The organism is Neobacillus sp. SuZ13 (assembly GCF_030123365.1).
Classification (GTDB): domain Bacteria; phylum Bacillota; class Bacilli; order Bacillales; family Cytobacillaceae; genus Neobacillus.
In genome coordinates, this window is the sequence record NZ_CP126107.1 from 130,947 (window position 1) to 149,887 (window position 18,941).

An 18,941-nucleotide genomic window follows, 5' to 3' on the forward strand; every position below is an offset into this window, starting at 1 on the left:
AGGGAAATTTTCACTGAGAATGTCTATTTAGAAAATAGGCGAATAAAGGAGGGAAAATAATGGCAAAACAAAAAATTCGTATCCGTTTAAAAGCGTATGATCACAGAATTCTAGATCAATCTGCAGAAAAAATCGTTGAAACAGCAAAACGTTCTGGTGCGGCAGTTTCTGGTCCCATTCCGTTACCAACTGAAAAAACTGTTTACACAATTCTTCGTGCGGTTCATAAGTACAAAGATTCTCGTGAGCAATTCGAACAACGGACACATAAGCGTCTAATCGACATCGTTAACCCAACTCCACAAACTGTTGATGCGTTAATGCGTTTAGATTTACCATCTGGTGTTGATATCGAAATTAAACTTTAATCAAAATAAATCATAAATAATTTAGGAGGTGTGACTAATGACCAAAGGAATCTTAGGAAGAAAGATTGGTATGACTCAAGTATTTGCTAGTAACGGTAACTTAATTCCTGTAACTGTAGTTGAGGTAGCTCCAAACGTAGTTCTTCAAAAGAAATCTGTTGAAAGCGACGGTTATGTTGCTGTTCAAGTTGGTTTTGAAGACAAACGTGAAAAGTTAGCTAACAAACCAGAAAAAGGCCATGTTGCTAAAGCTAATACTGCTCCTAAGCGCTTCATTCGCGAATTCCGCGGAGATGACTTAGCAAGCTATGAAGTTGGTCAAGAAGTCAAAGTTGATATTTTCGCTGCTGGAGATATCGTAGATGTAACAGGAATCTCAAAGGGTAAAGGTTTCCAAGGTGTTATCAAACGCCACGGACAATCACGCGGCCCAATGGCTCACGGTTCTCGTTATCACCGTCGTCCAGGTTCAATGGGACCTGTTGCTCCAAACCGCGTTTTCAAAGGTAAATTATTACCAGGACGTATGGGTGGAGAGCAAATCACTGTACAAAACCTTGAAATCGTTAAGGTTGATACAGAGCGTAACTTACTTTTAATCAAAGGTAACGTACCAGGCGCTAAAAAAGCTCTATTAAAAATTAAAGGTGCAATTAAAGCATAGTCACCCTTTTAGAAAGGAGGAACAAAGGAATGCCTAAAGTAGCATTATTAAACCAAACTGGATCACAAGTTGGCGATATCGAACTTAATGATTCTGTATTTGGTATTGAGCCTAACCAACACGTATTATTCGAAGCAATTGTTATGCAAAGAGCTTCATTACGTCAAGGAACTCATAAAACTAAAATTCGTTCTGAAGTACGCGGCGGTGGTCGTAAGCCATGGCGTCAAAAAGGAACTGGACGCGCTCGTCAAGGGTCTATCCGTTCTCCACAATGGCGCGGAGGTGGTACTGTATTCGGTCCAACACCACGCAGCTACGCTTACAAATTACCGAAGAAGGTTCGTCGTTTAGCAATCAAATCTGCACTTTCTTCTAAAGTACTAGAAGAGAACATCTTAGTGTTAGATCTATTAACTTTCGATGCTCCGAAAACAAAAGAATTCAAGACTGTATTAAATGGTCTATCTGTTGAGAAAAAAGCGTTAATCGTTACTGCGGATCTTGATGAAAATGTAGCATTATCTGCACGCAACATTCCTGGTGTTACAGTAGTAACTGCTGATGGAATTAACGTATTAGATGTTGTTAATCATGAGAAATTAATCATGACTAAAGCAGCGGTTGAAAAAGTAGAGGAGGTGCTTGCATAATGGATGCACGCGATATCATTAAGCGCCCCGTTATCACTGAACGTTCTACTGACCTAATGGCTGAGAAAAAATATACTTTTGAAGTAGATGTTAAAGCTAACAAAACACAAGTTAAAGATGCTATCGAAGAAATCTTTAGCGTAGATGTTGAGAAAGTAAACATCATGAACTACAAAGGTAAATTCAAGCGTATGGGAAAATTCGGTGGTTACACAAACAAACGTCGTAAAGCTATTGTAAAATTAACTGCTGATAGCAAAGAAATCGAATTCTTTGAAGCATAAGAACCTATCAAGAAGAGGAGGGAAATAAAATGGCGATTAAAAAGTACAAACCTACCTCCAATGGTCGTCGCGGAATGACTACTTCTGATTTCGCAGAAATCACAACTAGTACTCCAGAAAAATCTCTTTTAGCTCCAGTCAAGAGAAAAGGCGGCCGTAATAACCAAGGTAAGTTAACTGTTCGTCATCAAGGTGGCGGTCACAAACGTCAATATCGTATAATTGACTTTAAACGTAACAAAGATGGCATTCCAGGACGCGTTGCTACAATCGAGTATGATCCAAACCGTTCTGCAAATATCGCATTAATCAATTACGTGGATGGAGAAAAGCGTTATATCTTAGCTCCTAAAAATCTAGTAGTTGGCTTGGAAGTAATGTCTGGCCCTGAGGCAGATATTAAAGTTGGTAACGCACTTCCATTAGCAAACATTCCTGTTGGTACAGTAGTACACAACATCGAATTAAAACCAGGAAAAGGCGGCCAGTTAGTTCGTTCTGCTGGAACAAGCGCTCAAGTACTAGGTAAAGAAGGTAAATACGTATTAGTACGTTTAAATTCTGGCGAAGTTCGTATGATTCTTGCTGAATGCCGTGCTACTGTTGGCCAAGTAGGTAATGAACAACACGAATTAATCAACATTGGTAAAGCAGGTCGTTCTCGTTGGTTAGGCAAGCGCCCAACTGTTCGTGGATCTGTAATGAACCCTAACGATCACCCACACGGTGGTGGTGAAGGACGTTCACCAATCGGACGTAAATCACCAATGTCTCCATGGGGTAAACCAACTCTTGGATTCAAAACTCGTAAGAAGAAAAACAAATCAGATAAATTTATCGTACGTCGTCGTAAAAAATAACGTGATATTCCTACGGTTCAAAGAAAGAACCGTAGAACAGTCACGAAGGGAGGTTCCTTCATGGGTCGTAGCTTAAAAAAAGGACCATTCGTTGATGATCATTTAATGGTTAAGGTAGAAAAGTTGAACGAGACTGAAAGCAAACAAGTTATTAAAACTTGGTCACGTCGTTCTACAATATTCCCGCAATTCATTGGCCATACTATCGCAGTATATGATGGTCGTAAACACGTACCTGTATATGTTACTGAAGACATGGTAGGACACAAGCTTGGAGAGTTTGCTCCAACTCGTGCATACAAGGGTCATGGTAATGATGACAAGAAAACAAGACGTTAAGAGAGGAGGGCATCCAAATGCAAGCTAAAGCTGTTGCAAGAACAGTTCGTATTGCTCCTCGTAAAGCACGTTTAGTCGTTGATTTAATCCGAGGTAAGCAAATTGGTGAAGCTGTGGCGATTTTAAATCTCACTCCTAAGGCTGCTTCTCCAATCGTAGAAAAAGTATTAAAATCAGCTATGGCAAACGCTGAGCACAACTATGAAATGGACGTTAACAATCTAGTTGTAGCACAAGCATTCGTTGACGAAGGACCAACCTTAAAACGTTTCCGTCCTCGCGCTATGGGCCGTGCAAGCCAGATCAACAAACGCACTAGCCACATCACAATCGTATTATCAGAAAAGAAGGAGGGATAAGCTGTGGGTCAAAAAGTAAATCCTGTCGGTTTGCGTATTGGAATCATCCGTGATTGGGAATCTAAATGGTACGCAGGCAAAGACTTCGCTACTCTTTTACACGAAGACCTTAAAATTCGTGAATACATCACGAAGCGTTTAAAAGATGCTTCTGTTTCTAAAGTAGAAATCGAACGTGCTGCAAACCGTGTAAACGTAACAGTGCATACAGCTAAGCCTGGTATGGTTATTGGTAAAGGCGGTACTGAAGTTGAAGCACTTCGTAAAGCATTAAATCAATTAACTGGCAAACGTGTTCACATCAACATCCTTGAAATCAAGAGAGCTGACGTTGATGCGAAATTAGTTGCTGAAAATATCGCTCGTCAATTAGAAAACCGTGTATCTTTCCGTCGTGCACAAAAGCAAGCTATTCAACGTGCTATGCGCGCTGGTTCAAAAGGTATCAAAACACAAGTATCTGGTCGTCTTGGCGGTGCAGATATCGCTCGTGCTGAACATTACAGCGAAGGAACTGTTCCACTTCATACACTTCGCGCTGATATCGACTATGCTACTGCTGAAGCCGATACTACTTATGGTAAGCTTGGCGTAAAAGTATGGATCTACAAGGGAGAAGTCCTTCCTACTAAGAAGAAATCTGTGGAAGGAGGCAAATAATATGTTATTGCCAAAACGCGTAAAATATCGCCGTCAACACCGTGGTAACATGCGTGGTAACGCAAAAGGCGGTACAGAAGTGACATTCGGTGAATTCGGCCTACAAGCTTTAGAAGCTTCTTGGATCACGAACCGCCAAATCGAAGCAGCACGTATTGCGATGACACGTTACATGAAACGTGGCGGTAAAGTTTGGATTAAAATTTTCCCTCACAAGCCTTACACTGCAAAACCTCTTGAAGTGCGGATGGGTTCCGGTAAAGGTGCTCCTGAAGGCTGGGTAGCTGTTGTTAAGCCTGGAAAAATCATGTTCGAAATCGCTGGCGTTTCTGAAGAAATCGCTCGTGAAGCACTTCGACTTGCAATGCACAAACTTCCTGTTAAGTGTAAGTTTGTAAAACGAGAAGAAATTGGTGGTGAATCAAATGAAAGCTAATGAACTTCGTGACCTTACCACTGCTGAAATTGAACAAAAAGTAAAATCTTTAAAAGAAGAACTTTTCAACCTTCGCTTTCAATTGGCGACAGGACAACTTGAAAACACAGCTCGCATTCGTGAAGTACGTAAAGCGATCGCTCGTATGAAAACAGTTGTTCGTGAAAGAGAAATCAGCGTTAACAAGTGATTAATGAAGGGAGGTTCACACGATGAGTGAACGTAACCAACGTAAAGTTTACACAGGACGCGTTGTTTCTGACAAGATGGATAAAACAGTTACTGTACTTGTAGAAACACACAAAAAGCATTCATTATATGGTAAACGCGTTAAGTATTCTAAAAAGTATAAAGCTCATGATGAGCAAAACGAAGCAAAAATCGGCGATGTAGTTCGTATCATGGAAACTCGTCCGCTTTCAGCTACTAAGCGTTTCCGTTTAGTTGAAGTTGTAGAAAAAGCAGTTATTATTTAATTGTTCGGATTAAGCTTCATTCCGAAGGGAGGTTACACACATGATTCAACAAGAATCACGTTTAAAAGTTGCTGACAACTCTGGTGCACGTGAGGTACTAACGATTAAAGTTCTTGGTGGTTCAGGCCGTAAGTTTGCTGGTATTGGTGATGTTATCGTCTGCACAGTAAAACAAGCAACACCAGGTGGCGTTGTTAAAAAAGGTGACGTTGTTAAAGCAGTAATTGTTCGTACAAAGAGCGGTGCTCGTCGTCCTGACGGTTCATACATTCGTTTCGATGAAAACGCATGTGTAATTATCAAAGATGATAAGAGTCCACGTGGAACTCGTATCTTCGGACCAGTTGCCCGCGAACTTCGCGACAACAACTTTATGAAAATCGTTTCTCTTGCTCCAGAAGTATTATAATTTCAAAATCAATTGCCTTTAAGGAGGTGCTTACTGATGCATGTGAAAAAAGGTGATCAAGTCAGAGTTATTTCTGGCAAGGATAAAGGCAAAACAGGTGTAATCCTAGCTGCTTATCCTAAAGATAGCCGTGTACTAGTTGAAGGTGTTAACATTGTGAAAAAACACTCTAAACCTTCTCAGGTGAATCCACAAGGCGGAATTATCAGCTTTGAGGCTCCTATTCATGTATCAAACGTTATGCCTATCGACCCTAAAACTGGTAACCCAACTCGTGTAGGTTCCACAACGGTTGATGGTAAGAAAGTACGCGTAGCAAAATCCGGTGAAGTTTTAGATAAATAGTTTAAAATTTAGAAGGGAGGTACTATAAGTGAACCGCCTAAAAGAAAAATTTGTAAAAGAAGTTACTCCTGCTCTTATGAGCAAGTTCAACTATAAATCAGTTATGGAAGTTCCTAAACTTGAAAAAATCGTTGTGAACATGGGCGTTGGTGACGCAGTTGCAAACGCAAAAGCACTCGACAATGCGGTTGAAGAACTTTCAACAATTACAGGTCAAAAGCCTGTCGTTACACGTGCGAAAAAATCTATCGCTGGCTTCCGTCTTCGTGAAGGTATGCCGATCGGCGCTAAGGTTACTCTTCGCGGTGAACGCATGTACGAATTCTTAGATAAATTAGTTTCTGTATCATTACCTCGTGTACGTGACTTCCGTGGTATTTCTAAAAAAGCATTCGACGGTCGTGGTAACTACACTCTAGGTGTTAAAGAACAATTAATCTTCCCTGAAATTGATTACGATAAAGTAAGCAAAGTTCGTGGTATGGATATCGTTATCGTAACGACTGCTAAAACTGATGAAGAATCTCGTGAACTTTTAACTCAATTTGGAATGCCATTCCAAAAGTAATCCTTAAATAAGGGAGGCGAAAACGTGGCTAAAAAGTCAATGATTGCGAAACAACAACGCACGCCTAAATTCAAAGTACAAGAGTATACACGCTGCGAACGTTGTGGTCGTCCACACTCTGTATATCGTAAATTTAAGCTTTGCCGTATTTGTTTCCGTGAATTAGCATACAAAGGACAAATTCCTGGTGTCAAAAAAGCTAGCTGGTAAAACCCAAGTCTGGGAAGGAGGTAAAAATAATGGTCATGACAGATCCAATTGCTGATATGCTTACTCGCATTCGTAATGCGAACATGGTGCGTCACGAAAAGTTAGAAGTGCCTGCTTCTAATATGAAAAAAGAAATCGCTGAAATTTTAAAGCGCGAAGGTTTCGTACGTGACGTTGAATTTATTGAAGACAACAAACAAGGAATCATCCGTATCTTCTTAAAATACGGTGCTAGTAACGAACGTGTTATTACTGGTCTTAAGCGCATAAGCAAGCCTGGACTTAGAGTTTACGCAAAATCAACTGAGGTACCACGCGTTCTTAACGGTCTTGGTATCGCATTAGTATCAACATCACAAGGTGTTATTACAGATAAAGAAGCTCGTGCAAAACAAATCGGCGGAGAAGTATTAGCTTACGTTTGGTAATCGAGTTTTTGAATGAATGGAGGTGCACTAAATGTCTCGCGTAGGAAAAAAACCAATTGTTATTCCAGCAGGAGTAACAGTAACTTTAAATAACAACACTGTTACAGTTAAAGGACCTAAAGGTGAACTTACTCGTACTTTCCACTCAGATATCACTATCAACGTGGAAGAGAACCTAGTAACAATCACACGTCCTTCTGATGTGAAAGAACACCGCGCATTACATGGTACAACTCGTGCCGTTCTTGCGAACATGGTTGAAGGTGTATCTACTGGGTTCTCTAGAGGCCTAGAGTTAATCGGGGTTGGATATCGTGCTCAAAAGCAAGGTAACAAACTTGTATTAAACGTTGGATACTCTCATCCAGTTGAGATCGAAGCTGAAGAGGGACTTGAAATCGAAGTTCCTGCAAACACAAAGATCGTGATCAAAGGTACTGACAAAGAACGTGTTGGTGCGTTAGCAGCGAATATTCGCGGAGTTCGTCCTCCAGAGCCGTATAAAGGCAAAGGAATTCGTTACGAAGGTGAATTTGTTCGTCGTAAAGAAGGTAAAACTGGTAAGTAATGCCGCATAGGTAAACGAAAGGAGTGACGTAAATGATTACGAAGCAAGATAAAAACGCTACTCGCAAGAAAAGACATGCTCGTGTTCGTGCGAAACTTAGCGGTACTTCTGCTCGTCCACGTCTAAATGTGTTTCGTTCAAACAAACATATTTATGCTCAAGTAATTGATGACATTAACGGAGTAACTTTAGCAAGTGCTTCTACTTTAGATAAAGACTTCGGTTTAGAATCTACAAATAACGTTGAAGCTGCGCAAAAGGTCGGAGAATTAGTTGCTAAACGTGCTGTAGAAAAAGGTATCACTTCTATTGTCTTTGACCGTGGCGGATACCTATACCATGGACGTATTCAAGCATTAGCTGATGCTGCCCGTGAAAACGGCTTACAATTCTAATAGACAAAGGAGGGACACAAAAAGATGCGTCGTATTGATCCAAACAAACTTGAACTAGAAGAACGCGTAGTCACGGTCAACCGTGTTGCGAAAGTTGTTAAAGGTGGACGTCGTTTCCGCTTCACAGCCCTTGTTGTTGTAGGCGATAAAAACGGCCACGTTGGTTTCGGTACTGGTAAAGCTCAAGAAGTACCTGATGCTATTCGTAAAGCCATCGAAGATGCAAAGAAAAACTTAGTCGAAGTACCTATGGTTGGAACAACCATTCCTCACCAAGTAATTGGACGTTTTGGTGCTGGTGAAATCCTTCTAAAACCTGCTTCTGAAGGTACAGGAGTTATCGCTGGTGGACCAGTTCGTGCCGTACTAGAATTAGGCGGAGTTGCTGACATTCTTTCTAAATCATTAGGAACAAACACTCCAATTAATATGGTTCGTGCTACAATTGACGGTTTAAAACAATTAAAACGTGCTGAAGACGTAGCAAAACTACGTGGTAAATCAGTAGAAGAACTGTTAGGATACGGGGGGAAATAAAATGGCGAACAAACTATCAGTTACCCTCACTCGCAGCTTGATTGGCCGCCCAGGCGATCAACGCGAAACAGTTAAAGCTCTAGGATTACGTAAATTAAATCAAACAGTTGAGCACCCAGATAACGCTGCTATTCGCGGTATGATTACCAAAGTTGCTCACCTTGTTACAGTAAAAGAACAATAATTGATTGTTTTCTTTCATAAGGAGGTGCCAATATGAAACTTCATGAATTAAAGCCTGCTGAAGGTTCTCGTAAAGAACGCAAGCGTTTAGGACGTGGTATCGGATCTGGTCAAGGTAAAACTGCTGGTAAAGGTCACAAAGGTCAAAATGCTCGTTCTGGTGGTGGTGTACGTGTAGGTTTTGAAGGTGGTCAAACGCCTTTATACCGTCGTTTACCAAAACGTGGATTTACAAACATCAGCCGTAAGGAATATGCCATTGTAAATCTTGATGCTTTAAATCGCTTTGTTGAAGGTACAGAAGTTACTCCAGAACTTCTTATCGAATCAGGCGTTGTAAGTAACGAAAAAGCAGGAATCAAGGTTCTTGCAAAAGGGACATTAGAGAAAAAGTTGACTGTAAAAGCTCACAAATTCTCCTCTGCTGCTAAGGAAGCTATCGAAGCTGCTGGTGGAAACACTGAGGTGATCTAATGTTCCAGACATTCTCCAATTTTATGCGCGTGGGTGAGATAAGACGTAAGATCATATTCACCCTTTTAATGTTAGTCGTATTTCGATTAGGTACATTTATCCCTGTACCCAATGTAAATGCTGATGTACTAGCTAACCAAGATAAGCTAAGTGTATTCGGTATATTAAATACTTTTGGCGGTGGAGCATTAAAACAATTCTCCATCTTTGCAATGGGTATCATGCCGTACATTACAGCTTCAATCATTATTCAACTGCTTCAAATGGATGTTGTACCGAAATTCACAGAATGGTCAAAGCAAGGTGAATCAGGCCGTCGTAAGATTGCCCAAATTACTCGTTATTTTACAATCGTTCTAGGATTTATCCAAGCATTAGGAATGTCCTACGGTTTTAATAACTTAGCTAGTGGTCAGTTAATTGAAAATCCTGGAATTGGTACTTATTTATTGATTGCGGTTGTTTTAACTGCTGGTACTTCATTTTTAATGTGGTTAGGGGAACAGATAACCGAAAAAGGTGTTGGTAATGGGATTTCTATTATCATCTTTGCCGGGATCGTTGCTGGAATGCCATCCACTATTAATCAAATTTATGTGCAACAATTTGAGAATGCTGGGGAAGCATTATTCTTACGTATTGTTACGGTAATTCTAATCGCATTAGCGGTTATTGCTATCATAGTTGGGGTTATCTTTATCCAACAAGCCAATCGTAAGATACCTATTCAGTATGCAAAACGCGTGGTTGCAGGACGTAATCCAGTTGGAGGACAATCCACTCATATGCCATTAAAAGTTAATGCTGCGGGTGTTATTCCTGTTATCTTTGCTGTTTCATTTATTGTAACCCCAAGAACCGTTGCGTCATTCTTCCCAACGAATGATGTTACACTTTGGATTACTAAAGTCTTTGATTATTCTCATCCAATCGGGATGACTTTATATGCGGCATTAATTATCGCGTTCACTTATTTCTATGCTTTTATTCAAGTTAACCCTGAACAAGCAGCGGAGAATTTACAAAAGCAAAGCGGATATATTCCTGGAATTCGTCCAGGAAAGAGTACGCAAGAATACTTAACGCGTGTCTTATATCGTTTAACTTTTGTTGGTGCAATCTTCCTTGCTGTCATTGCGGTATTGCCAATGTTATTTATTTCAATAGCTAACCTTCCGCAATCAGCTCAAATTGGTGGAACTAGTTTGCTAATCGTCGTCGGTGTTGCACTTGATACGATGAAACAACTTGAAGCACAATTAGTTAAACGTCATTATAAAGGTTTTATTAAGTAAGGTTTTAGGGGCCCAAGCTCCCTAAAACCCATTTAAAGCACGAGGGGGGAACACGTGTGAATTTAGTATTAATGGGGCTTCCAGGTGCCGGAAAAGGTACTCAAGCTGAAAGAATCGTCGAGCAATACGGCATCCCTCATATCTCTACTGGCGATATGTTCCGTGCAGCGATGAAAGAAGGAACAGAACTAGGTTTACAAGCGAAATCATTCATGGATAAAGGCGAACTTGTTCCTGATGAAGTAACAATCGGCATTGTTCGTGAGCGTTTAAGCAAGGAAGATTGTCAAAAAGGTTTTCTTTTAGATGGTTTCCCTAGAACTGTACCTCAAGCAGATGCGTTGGAAAATCTATTAGTTGATTTAAATAAAACAATCAACTACGTAATTAATATTACTGTTGATAAAGAATTATTAATGGCTCGTTTGACTGGACGTCGAATCTGTAAAGAATGTGGATCTACTTATCATTTAGAGTTTAATCCTCCTAAACAAGAGGGTGTATGCGATCGCTGCGGCGGAGAGTTATACCAAAGAGCCGATGATAATGCAGAAACTGTTCAAAATCGTTTGGACGTAAATATCAAACAACAAGAACCATTATTAACTTTTTATGAAACTAAAGGATATCTTCGTACAATCGATGGTCAGCAGGATATTAACAAAGTATTCTCTGATATCGAGCAATTACTTGGGGAATTACATTAATGACCATAAGTAAATCCGTACGAACGACTCTCGACCATCTCTTCACTAAGATTCAAAAGTATGTGAAAGCAAATCGCTTTTCTATTGTACGGAGTATGTAGGACCGAGAGTTGGGCAAGACTTACATGAGGAATTAATTTATTCCTTATTATGTAGAATTTACTTGCGGACAGAAGAAGATCAATATGTTAATATTATAAGGTTGCTATTTGTGTACGAATAAGAAGAGTTGTATTGTATTAAATTCACAATTTTTGAATTGAGAAGGGAGACGAGATCGATGGCCAAAGATGATGTAATTGAAATTGAAGGTAAAGTCATTGAAACATTGCCGAATGCAATGTTTAAGGTAGAATTAGAAAATGGTCATACCGTGCTAGCGCATGTTTCTGGTAAAATACGAATGCATTTCATTCGGATCCTTCCGGGTGACAAAGTGACTGTTGAGCTTTCTCCATATGACTTAACACGCGGAAGAATTACTTACCGCTTTAAATAATGCTTGCACTCCGTACTACTAAGGAGGTTAGGATAATAATGAAAGTAAGACCATCTGTTAAACCGATCTGCGAAAAGTGTAAAGTTATCCGTAGACGCGGCAAAGTTATGGTTATCTGTGAAAACCCTAAACATAAACAAAAACAAGGTTAATTTTGAAGGAGGTGCGCATTTTCTATGGCACGTATTGCTGGTGTAGATATTCCACGTGAAAAACGTGTAGTTATCTCTTTAACATACATTTATGGAATTGGTAAAAACACTGCACAAAAAGTATTAGCAGAAGCTGGTGTTTCTGAAGATACACGTGTACGTGATTTAACAGAAGACGAATTAAACAAAATCCGTGACATCATCGACAAATTAAAAGTTGAAGGTGACCTTCGCCGTGAAATTTCTCTTAACATTAAGCGTTTAATGGAAATCGGCTGCTACCGCGGATTACGCCATCGTCGTGGTTTACCAGTTCGTGGACAAAATACGAAAAACAACGCTCGTACTCGCAAAGGTCCTCGTAAGACTGTAGCGAACAAGAAGAAGTAATCGGCAAAGGAGGTAATTTAAATGGCACGTAAAACAAATACACGTAAACGTCGTGTTAAAAAGAATATTGAATCTGGTATTGCTCATATTCGTTCAACTTTTAACAATACGATCGTAACTATTACTGATGTACATGGTAATGCAATTTCATGGTCAAGTGCAGGTGCGCTTGGATTTAGAGGTTCTCGTAAATCTACACCATTTGCGGCACAAATGGCGGCTGAAACAGCAGCTAAGACTTCTATTGAACATGGTATGAAAACTCTTGAAGTTACAGTTAAAGGACCTGGTGCAGGACGTGAAGCTGCAATCCGTGCTCTTCAAGCTGCTGGTCTTGAAGTAACTGCAATCAAAGACGTTACACCTGTTCCTCATAATGGATGCCGTCCACCAAAACGTCGTCGTGTTTAATTTTTCTGTATAGATTTTGTATCATATGTCTATAATGGGATATGATATTAATTTTTTGCACTCTTACAGAAGATTTATTCCAGTTGTTGTGCACAAAACGGGAACGTATACATGGGGACTTTAATTAGTATACAAACTAATTTGAAGTTTCGACGTTTTGAAGGAGGGTTATTTGATGATCGAAATAGAAAAACCAAAAATCGAAACGATTGAGATCAACGACGATGCCAAGTACGGCAAATTTATCGTAGAGCCACTTGAGCGTGGATATGGTACCACTTTGGGTAACTCCTTACGTCGTATCCTATTATCTTCACTCCCAGGTGCCGCGGTTACATCGATTCAAATCGATGGGGTACTTCATGAGTTCTCAACAATTGAAGGCGTCGTGGAGGATGTAACATCCATCATTTTAAACATTAAAAAACTAGCTTTAAAAATCTACTCTGATGAAGAGAAGACGCTAGAATTTGATGTGCAAGGTGAGGGACCTGTTTTAGCAGGCAATATCACTCACGATAGTGATGTTGAGGTGTTAAATCCAGATCTTCATATTGCAACTTTAGCGTCAAATGGTCATCTTCGCATGCGTTTAACAGCGAAACGTGGACGTGGTTACACTCCAGCTGTACAAAACAAAAGAGAAGACCAGCCTATTGGTGTGATTCCAATTGATTCTATCTTTACACCTGTATCACGTGTTATGTTTCATGTAGAAAATACACGTGTTGGCCAAATGTCCAATTTTGATAAATTGACACTTGATGTGTGGACCGATGGAAGCACTGGACCAAAAGAAGCAATCGCTCTTGGTTCGAAAATTTTGACTGAGCATTTGAATATATTCGTAGGTTTAACCGATGAAGCTCAAAATGCTGAAATTATGATAGAAAAAGAAGAAGATCAAAAGGAAAAAGTTCTAGAGATGACTATTGAGGAACTCGATCTTTCTGTTCGTTCTTATAATTGCTTAAAGCGTGCTGGAATCAATACTGTTCAGGAACTAGCTAATAAGACTGAAGAAGATATGATGAAAGTTCGTAACTTAGGCCGCAAATCACTTGAAGAAGTGAAGGCAAAACTAGAAGAGCTTGGATTAGGCTTACGTAAAGACGACTAGTCAATTGTTAGCTAAATATCCGACTTATGACTTCAACAAAGGAGGGAACCCTTCATGGCATACAGAAAGTTAGGACGCACAAGTGCACAGCGTAAAGCTATGCTACGTGATTTAACTACAGATTTAATTATCAACGAGCGCATTGAAACAACAGAAACTCGTGCGAAAGAAATTCGTGTGACTGTTGAAAAAATGATCACTTTAGGTAAACGCGGTGATTTACATGCTCGTCGTCAAGCTGCTTCATATGTACGTAACGAAGTTGCTGATGCTGAAAACAATACAAGTGCATTACAAAAACTTTTCGCTGATATCGCTCCACGTTATACTGAGCGTCAAGGTGGATATACTCGTATTATGAAAATTGGACCACGCCGCGGTGACGGTGCACCAATGGTTATTATCGAGTTAGTTTAATAGTTATCAACAGACAACAAGGGCGCTGGACAGTTTTGTAACAAACTTGTTCTTTGCCCTTTTTCTGTAAATGAACTCTATATCATGTTAGACTCAAGCCCAAAAGAGTGTTACGATGAGCGTAACTCCAACTAGTTGGAGAAATAAAAAAGTTTGATCGTCTTCCTTTGGTGGACAGATTTAATAAAGCTTTTATTCTGCCGCATCCGTGGATGTGTGATTTGAATTACGACTCGTCTAGCTCATGCACCTCCTCCCATTTCTTTTATGAAATTCCTTTTTTGCAGTTATAACGTTACTGCAAAGGGACGAGGTGCAGGCTTTTTTTTATATGTACAAGAAATATGAGCAGAGAATAGTCTAGCTGAGAGGAGGCATATCCTGATGAAAAATCCAATTGTGACTCTTGATGGAATATCTTTTCAATACGATACACAAGAACGCTATGCTCTTAGTAATGTCTCCTTTGATATATATGAGGGAGAATGGCTGGCAATCGTTGGCCATAATGGTTCCGGGAAGTCGACAATGGCAAAACTACTAAATGGTCTGCAATTTCCCCAATCAGGAGAAATACATGTTTGTGGTATTAAGCTTGATGAACAAACCATATGGGATATCCGTAAAAAAATTGGGATGGTCTTTCAAAATCCTGATAACCAATTTGTTGGTACGACTGTACAGGATGATGTGGCTTTTGGTTTAGAAAATAATGGCATACCTAGAAACGAAATGGTTAAGAGAGTCGAGGATTCGTTAAAGAGGGTCAAGATGGATAAGTTTCTACATCAAGAGCCCCACCATCTATCTGGAGGCCAAAAACAGCGTGTGGCAATAGCTGGTGTTCTTGCATTAAGGCCGTCGATTATCATATTAGATGAGGCAACATCGATGCTTGATCCAAAGGGCCGGGAAGAGGTATTGGAGACGGTTCGACTATTAAAAGAAGAGAAGTCTTTAACCGTTATTTCAATTACACATGACTTAGATGAAGCAGCCAAGGCGGATCGGATTATTGTGATGAATAAAGGGAAAGTTTTTCGAGAAGGGATACCTGAAGAAATTTTCTCCATGGATGAACAATTAGTTCAATTAGGTTTGGATATTCCTTTTTCAGTAAAAATGACGAAATCGTTACGGGACAAGGGTATTGAACTATCGCGACACTATTTATCGGAAGAAGAGTTGGTGACAGAGTTATGGACATCTCGCTCAAGCACGTAGATTATCGGTATCAAGCAAATACTCCTTTTGAACGATTGGCCATTGCGGACGTTTCGATTGATATTCCGACAGGGGTGTATATGGCTATAATTGGTCATACTGGTTCAGGAAAGTCCACCGTCCTCCAGCATTTAAACGCACTTTTGCAGCCAACAAAAGGATCAGTCACGATTGGTGATTATGAAATAAAGGCTGGGCAAAAAAATAAGAATTTGAAGAAGATCCGTCAAAAAGTTGGGATCGTTTTTCAATTCCCTGAACATCAATTGTTTGAAGAAACGGTTGAAAAGGACATTATGTTTGGGCCCATGAATTTTGGCGTTTCTGAGAGTGATGCAAAGGAACGGGCACGGATTGCCTTACATCAAGTGGGCTTAGGCGAAGAAGTCCTTCAAAAATCCCCATTTGATCTCTCTGGGGGCCAAATGCGGCGCGTGGCCATTGCAGGTGTACTCGCTATGGAACCCGATGTTATTGTCCTGGACGAGCCTACTGCAGGGCTAGACCCTAGAGGCCGTAAAGAGGTCATGGATATGTTTTACGATCTTCATAAAGAAAGGAAGCTTTCTACCATACTTGTCACACATAGTATGGAGGATGCTGCAAGATATGCAGACCAAATTGTCATTATGCAGCAAGGGAAGGTTGTTCAAAGAGGGACACCGGAAGAGATTTTTTCATCACCGGTTGAATTGGTTAAAATGGGACTGGATGTTCCAGAAGTGGTTCGGTTTCAACTGAAACTTGAGGACAAATTAGGTATTAAATTAGAGAAAATGTTCCTGACCATTGATGAACTGTCTGCCGCTGTCACTAAGGTGTTAAGTAGAGGTGTTCGTTTATGATGGATAAAATGATTTTTGGGCGCTATGTCCCTGTCGATTCGGTTCTTCATAAGATGGACCCTCGCTCTAAAATAATGATTATCTTTCTTTTTGTCTGTATAATTTTTCTAGCAAATAATGTGGTAACCTATGCACTTATTGGTATTTATACTTTTTTTATGCTCGGTTTGTCGCGAGTCCCTGTGCGCTTTTTGTATGGTGGGTTGAAGCCAGTTATTTGGCTCGTCCTTTTTACATTTATTCTACAGTTGTTTTTTACAAAAGAAGGTGCCCTTTTATATGAACTAGGGCCAGTTAAGATTTATGAGGAAGGGTTAAGACAAGGGATTTTTATTTCCTTAAGATTCTTCTTCTTAATTCTAATGACGTCTTTGTTGACACTGACAACCACTCCGATTGAAATTACGGATGGTCTGGAAACACTTCTACATCCTTTAAATAAAGTTCGTTTCCCTGTTCATGAGATGGCGTTAATGATGTCAATTTCACTGCGATTTATTCCCACGCTTATGCAGGAAACAGATAAAATTATGAAGGCGCAAATTGCAAGAGGAGTAGAGTTTGCGAGCGGACCGTTTATGGAACGTATCAAAGCCGTCATTCCACTGCTAATCCCATTGTTTGTCAGTTCATTTAAACGGGCAGAGGAATTAGCGATCGCGATGGAAGCAAGAGGGTATCGAGGTGGGGAAGGACGAACAAAGTATCGGGAGTTATCCTGGAAAAAAGCTGATTCCCTACAGATGGTCCTTTTAGTTCTTGTAACTATTTTGTTATTCTTATTACGTTCATAATGGAGCGAAGCTATGCCAAGGTATAAATGTATCATTTCCTATGATGGTTCAGGATTTTCCGGTTATCAGATCCAGCCAAATAAGCGGACTGTGCAGTCTGTTTTAGAATCTGTGTTAACAAAAATGCATAAGGGTGAACCAATGAAGGTTTTCGCTTCTGGACGGACAGATGCGGGTGTACATGCAAAAGGACAGGTCGTTCATTTTGATTCACCGCTCCATATTCCGGAGGAAAAATGGGGAAGAGCGTTAAATTCACTCCTTCCAGATGATATTTCTGTCCTGTCTACTGTTACGATGGATGATTCGTTTCATGCCCGTTTTGACGCAAAAGGGAAGGAATACCGCTACAAGCTTCATTTATCTTCAAATAGGGATCCCTTTTTGCGGAAATTTGCTTATCAATATCCATATGTTTTAGATTTGAATTCGATGGAACAGGCAAGTAATTTTTTCCTAGGTACCCATGACTTTACTAGTTTTTGTGCCGCAAGAACTGAAGTGGAAGATAAAGTCCGAACGATTAAAGCGATTGACTTTTCACTAGAGAATGAGTTATTGACGATCCGTTTTGTTGGAAATGGCTTTTTGTATAATATGGTTCGCATTTTAGTGGGAACTTTATTAGAAGTTGGTTCAGGTGATCGCAGCCCTGAGGATATACCAATTATTTTGGAGCAGAAAGACCGAGCGCTCGCTGGTAAAACTGCTCCTGGACATGGTTTATACCTTTGGGAAGTATATTATGAATAAAAAATTTTTAATACAACACAACCTGGTGTAACATTTTCTTGACATATAGACCCGAAGTATTTATTATATTATATGTGTGTGTTTTTAATACCACGATAAAGCCCCGGAAAGTCTTCATCGTGATTGAAAATATATGAATTGAAACTAAGCGCACAAGGGCTTAAGACGTTCATTCCCGGAACAGAATGAATACTGACAGCTTTATAAAAGTGCGAAACTCATAATCTTTATGGATTTAAATTAGGAGGGAAACTCATGCGTACAACGTTTATGGCAAATGCCAACACTATCGAGCGTAAATGGTACGTAATTGATGCTGAGGGCAAAACTCTTGGACGTCTTGCTTCTGAAGTAGCATCAATTTTACGTGGTAAAAACAAACCAACTTTTACACCACATGTTGACACTGGTGATAATGTAATCATTCTTAACGCTTCTAAAGTAGAACTTACTGGTAAGAAATTAACTGACAAGATTTACTACCGTCACACAAATCACCCAGGTGGTTTAAAACAAAGAACAGCTCTAGAAATGCGTACTAACTATGCTGAGAAAATGATCGAGCTTGCTGTTAAAGGTATGCTTCCAAAGAATTCTCTTGGCCGTCAAATGATCAAAAAATTACACGTTTATGCTGGCAGCGAACATCCGCACCAAGCACAACAACCTGAAGTTTACGAACTTCGCGGTTAATAAAGAGGGAGGGAATTAACTTGGCACAAGTTCAATATATCGGTACAGGTCGCCGTAAGAGTTCTGTCGCACGTGTGCGTTTAGTACCAGGCACAGGTAAAATTATTGTTAATGGTCGTGAAATCGAAGATTATATCCCATTTGAAGCGTTACGTGTTGTTGTAAGACAACCATTAGTAGCTACTGAAACTGTTGGAAGCTACGATGTTCTAGTAAACGTAAGCGGTGGTGGATACACTGGTCAAGCTGGAGCAATTCGTCATGGTGTTGCTCGTGCATTATTACAAGCTGACCCTGAATTCCGTCCAACATTAAAACGCGCTGGATTATTAACTCGTGATCCACGTATGAAAGAACGTAAGAAATACGGTCTTAAAGGTGCTCGTCGTGCGCCTCAGTTCTCAAAACGTTAATTTTTACGTATC

The 18,941-nt window shown here is 40.0% G+C and carries 35 protein-coding genes; all 35 read left to right on the top strand.

What is annotated here, in order from left to right; genetic code table 11:
* The first annotated feature begins 59 nt into the window (after positions 1–59).
* The 35 genes from rpsJ (at position 60) to rpsI (ending at position 18,929) form a co-directional block, all read left to right on the top strand.
* Positions 60–368, top strand: a complete 309-nt coding sequence (gene rpsJ, locus QNH17_RS00660; protein WP_026565521.1) for a 30S ribosomal protein S10 — start codon at positions 60–62, stop codon at positions 366–368.
* Positions 369–405: 37 nt separating this feature from the next.
* A complete protein-coding gene (gene rplC, locus QNH17_RS00665; protein WP_283876960.1) occupies positions 406–1,032 on the top strand; it encodes a 50S ribosomal protein L3 in 627 nt (208 codons plus the stop codon).
* A 29-nt stretch (positions 1,033–1,061) separates the two neighbouring features.
* On the top strand, positions 1,062–1,685 hold the full coding sequence (rplD, locus tag QNH17_RS00670; RefSeq protein ID WP_283876961.1) for a 50S ribosomal protein L4: 624 nt from the start codon (positions 1,062–1,064) through the stop codon (positions 1,683–1,685).
* Positions 1,685–1,969 (top strand): 50S ribosomal protein L23, encoded by a 285-nt coding sequence (rplW, locus tag QNH17_RS00675; protein ID WP_144555565.1) that lies wholly within the window; start codon positions 1,685–1,687, stop codon positions 1,967–1,969. Before rplD ends, rplW begins: the two co-directional genes overlap by 1 nt.
* Positions 1,970–1,998: 29 nt before the next feature.
* A complete protein-coding gene (gene rplB / locus QNH17_RS00680) occupies positions 1,999–2,829 on the top strand; it encodes a 50S ribosomal protein L2 (protein ID WP_283876962.1) in 831 nt (276 codons plus the stop codon).
* Positions 2,830–2,889: 60 nt separating this feature from the next.
* Positions 2,890–3,168: a 30S ribosomal protein S19 gene (rpsS, locus tag QNH17_RS00685; RefSeq protein WP_026565526.1), complete on the top strand. Its 279-nt coding sequence runs from the start codon at positions 2,890–2,892 to the stop codon at positions 3,166–3,168.
* Between the two features lie 17 nt (positions 3,169–3,185).
* Positions 3,186–3,527 carry a 50S ribosomal protein L22 gene (rplV, locus tag QNH17_RS00690; RefSeq protein ID WP_026565527.1) on the top strand — a complete coding sequence of 114 codons (342 nt, stop codon included), beginning with the start codon at positions 3,186–3,188 and terminating at the stop codon, positions 3,525–3,527.
* Between the two features lie 3 nt (positions 3,528–3,530).
* Positions 3,531–4,187, top strand: a complete 657-nt coding sequence (gene rpsC / locus QNH17_RS00695; protein ID WP_026565528.1) for a 30S ribosomal protein S3 — start codon at positions 3,531–3,533, stop codon at positions 4,185–4,187.
* 1 nt (position 4,188) lies between these two features.
* Positions 4,189–4,623, top strand: a complete 435-nt coding sequence (rplP, locus tag QNH17_RS00700; RefSeq protein ID WP_026565529.1) for a 50S ribosomal protein L16 — start codon at positions 4,189–4,191, stop codon at positions 4,621–4,623.
* Entirely contained in the window at positions 4,613–4,813 is a 201-nt protein-coding gene (gene rpmC / locus QNH17_RS00705) for a 50S ribosomal protein L29 (RefSeq protein WP_007085282.1), read from the top strand. Before rplP ends, rpmC begins: the two co-directional genes overlap by 11 nt.
* A 22-nt stretch (positions 4,814–4,835) precedes the next feature.
* Positions 4,836–5,099, top strand: coding sequence for a 30S ribosomal protein S17 (rpsQ, locus tag QNH17_RS00710; protein WP_144555563.1), 264 nt, complete (start codon positions 4,836–4,838; stop codon positions 5,097–5,099).
* A gap of 40 nt (positions 5,100–5,139) precedes the next feature.
* A complete protein-coding gene (rplN, locus tag QNH17_RS00715) occupies positions 5,140–5,508 on the top strand; it encodes a 50S ribosomal protein L14 (protein ID WP_026565532.1) in 369 nt (122 codons plus the stop codon).
* A gap of 36 nt (positions 5,509–5,544) precedes the next feature.
* On the top strand, positions 5,545–5,853 hold the full coding sequence (rplX, locus tag QNH17_RS00720; RefSeq protein ID WP_144555562.1) for a 50S ribosomal protein L24: 309 nt from the start codon (positions 5,545–5,547) through the stop codon (positions 5,851–5,853).
* Between the two features lie 28 nt (positions 5,854–5,881).
* Entirely contained in the window at positions 5,882–6,421 is a 540-nt protein-coding gene (gene rplE / locus QNH17_RS00725) for a 50S ribosomal protein L5 (protein WP_026565534.1), read from the top strand.
* Between the two features lie 24 nt (positions 6,422–6,445).
* Positions 6,446–6,631 carry a 30S ribosomal protein S14 gene (rpsN, locus tag QNH17_RS00730; RefSeq protein WP_007085277.1) on the top strand — a complete coding sequence of 62 codons (186 nt, stop codon included), beginning with the start codon at positions 6,446–6,448 and terminating at the stop codon, positions 6,629–6,631.
* Positions 6,632–6,660: 29 nt separating this feature from the next.
* Positions 6,661–7,059 (top strand): 30S ribosomal protein S8, encoded by a 399-nt coding sequence (gene rpsH, locus QNH17_RS00735; protein ID WP_218350793.1) that lies wholly within the window; start codon positions 6,661–6,663, stop codon positions 7,057–7,059.
* A gap of 31 nt (positions 7,060–7,090) precedes the next feature.
* Complete coding sequence (gene rplF / locus QNH17_RS00740) at positions 7,091–7,627, top strand: 50S ribosomal protein L6 (protein WP_283876964.1); 537 nt, start codon at positions 7,091–7,093, stop codon at positions 7,625–7,627.
* A 32-nt stretch (positions 7,628–7,659) separates the two neighbouring features.
* The gene (rplR, locus tag QNH17_RS00745; RefSeq protein ID WP_098573661.1) at positions 7,660–8,022 is read left to right on the top strand and encodes a 50S ribosomal protein L18; all 363 of its coding nucleotides are present in this window, start codon (positions 7,660–7,662) and stop codon (positions 8,020–8,022) included.
* A 24-nt stretch (positions 8,023–8,046) separates the two neighbouring features.
* On the top strand, positions 8,047–8,559 hold the full coding sequence (gene rpsE / locus QNH17_RS00750) for a 30S ribosomal protein S5 (protein ID WP_026565538.1): 513 nt from the start codon (positions 8,047–8,049) through the stop codon (positions 8,557–8,559).
* 1 nt (position 8,560) lies between these two features.
* Complete coding sequence (rpmD, locus tag QNH17_RS00755; protein WP_026565539.1) at positions 8,561–8,743, top strand: 50S ribosomal protein L30; 183 nt, start codon at positions 8,561–8,563, stop codon at positions 8,741–8,743.
* Between the two features lie 32 nt (positions 8,744–8,775).
* The gene (gene rplO, locus QNH17_RS00760) at positions 8,776–9,216 is read left to right on the top strand and encodes a 50S ribosomal protein L15 (RefSeq protein WP_283876965.1); all 441 of its coding nucleotides are present in this window, start codon (positions 8,776–8,778) and stop codon (positions 9,214–9,216) included.
* On the top strand, positions 9,216–10,511 hold the full coding sequence (gene secY, locus QNH17_RS00765; RefSeq protein WP_283876966.1) for a preprotein translocase subunit SecY: 1,296 nt from the start codon (positions 9,216–9,218) through the stop codon (positions 10,509–10,511). The genes rplO and secY overlap by 1 nt, the downstream gene beginning before the upstream one ends.
* Before the next feature lie 56 nt (positions 10,512–10,567).
* Positions 10,568–11,218, top strand: a complete 651-nt coding sequence (locus tag QNH17_RS00770) for an adenylate kinase (RefSeq protein WP_283876967.1) — start codon at positions 10,568–10,570, stop codon at positions 11,216–11,218.
* A 280-nt stretch (positions 11,219–11,498) separates the two neighbouring features.
* Positions 11,499–11,717 (top strand): translation initiation factor IF-1, encoded by a 219-nt coding sequence (gene infA, locus QNH17_RS00775; protein WP_007085268.1) that lies wholly within the window; start codon positions 11,499–11,501, stop codon positions 11,715–11,717.
* 38 nt (positions 11,718–11,755) lie between these two features.
* A complete protein-coding gene (rpmJ, locus tag QNH17_RS00780; protein ID WP_000868344.1) occupies positions 11,756–11,869 on the top strand; it encodes a 50S ribosomal protein L36 in 114 nt (37 codons plus the stop codon).
* A 24-nt stretch (positions 11,870–11,893) separates the two neighbouring features.
* Positions 11,894–12,259: a 30S ribosomal protein S13 gene (gene rpsM, locus QNH17_RS00785; protein ID WP_026565543.1), complete on the top strand. Its 366-nt coding sequence runs from the start codon at positions 11,894–11,896 to the stop codon at positions 12,257–12,259.
* Positions 12,260–12,280: 21 nt separating this feature from the next.
* The gene (gene rpsK / locus QNH17_RS00790) at positions 12,281–12,670 is read left to right on the top strand and encodes a 30S ribosomal protein S11 (protein WP_024027886.1); all 390 of its coding nucleotides are present in this window, start codon (positions 12,281–12,283) and stop codon (positions 12,668–12,670) included.
* Positions 12,671–12,845: 175 nt separating this feature from the next.
* Positions 12,846–13,790, top strand: a complete 945-nt coding sequence (locus tag QNH17_RS00795; protein WP_098573648.1) for a DNA-directed RNA polymerase subunit alpha — start codon at positions 12,846–12,848, stop codon at positions 13,788–13,790.
* 54 nt (positions 13,791–13,844) lie between these two features.
* Positions 13,845–14,207, top strand: coding sequence for a 50S ribosomal protein L17 (gene rplQ / locus QNH17_RS00800; protein WP_098573645.1), 363 nt, complete (start codon positions 13,845–13,847; stop codon positions 14,205–14,207).
* A 384-nt stretch (positions 14,208–14,591) separates the two neighbouring features.
* Positions 14,592–15,431: an energy-coupling factor ABC transporter ATP-binding protein gene (locus QNH17_RS00805; RefSeq protein WP_283876968.1), complete on the top strand. Its 840-nt coding sequence runs from the start codon at positions 14,592–14,594 to the stop codon at positions 15,429–15,431.
* Positions 15,407–16,276, top strand: a complete 870-nt coding sequence (locus QNH17_RS00810; RefSeq protein WP_283876969.1) for an energy-coupling factor ABC transporter ATP-binding protein — start codon at positions 15,407–15,409, stop codon at positions 16,274–16,276. The genes QNH17_RS00805 and QNH17_RS00810 overlap by 25 nt, the downstream gene beginning before the upstream one ends.
* Positions 16,273–17,070 (top strand): energy-coupling factor transporter transmembrane component T family protein, encoded by a 798-nt coding sequence (locus QNH17_RS00815; RefSeq protein ID WP_283876970.1) that lies wholly within the window; start codon positions 16,273–16,275, stop codon positions 17,068–17,070. Before QNH17_RS00810 ends, QNH17_RS00815 begins: the two co-directional genes overlap by 4 nt.
* 12 nt (positions 17,071–17,082) lie before the next feature.
* Positions 17,083–17,823 (top strand): tRNA pseudouridine(38-40) synthase TruA, encoded by a 741-nt coding sequence (gene truA / locus QNH17_RS00820; protein ID WP_283876971.1) that lies wholly within the window; start codon positions 17,083–17,085, stop codon positions 17,821–17,823.
* 255 nt (positions 17,824–18,078) lie between these two features.
* Positions 18,079–18,516, top strand: coding sequence for a 50S ribosomal protein L13 (gene rplM / locus QNH17_RS00825; RefSeq protein WP_026565722.1), 438 nt, complete (start codon positions 18,079–18,081; stop codon positions 18,514–18,516).
* 20 nt (positions 18,517–18,536) lie between these two features.
* On the top strand, positions 18,537–18,929 hold the full coding sequence (gene rpsI, locus QNH17_RS00830; protein WP_026565721.1) for a 30S ribosomal protein S9: 393 nt from the start codon (positions 18,537–18,539) through the stop codon (positions 18,927–18,929).
* Positions 18,930–18,941: the final 12 nt, after the last annotated feature.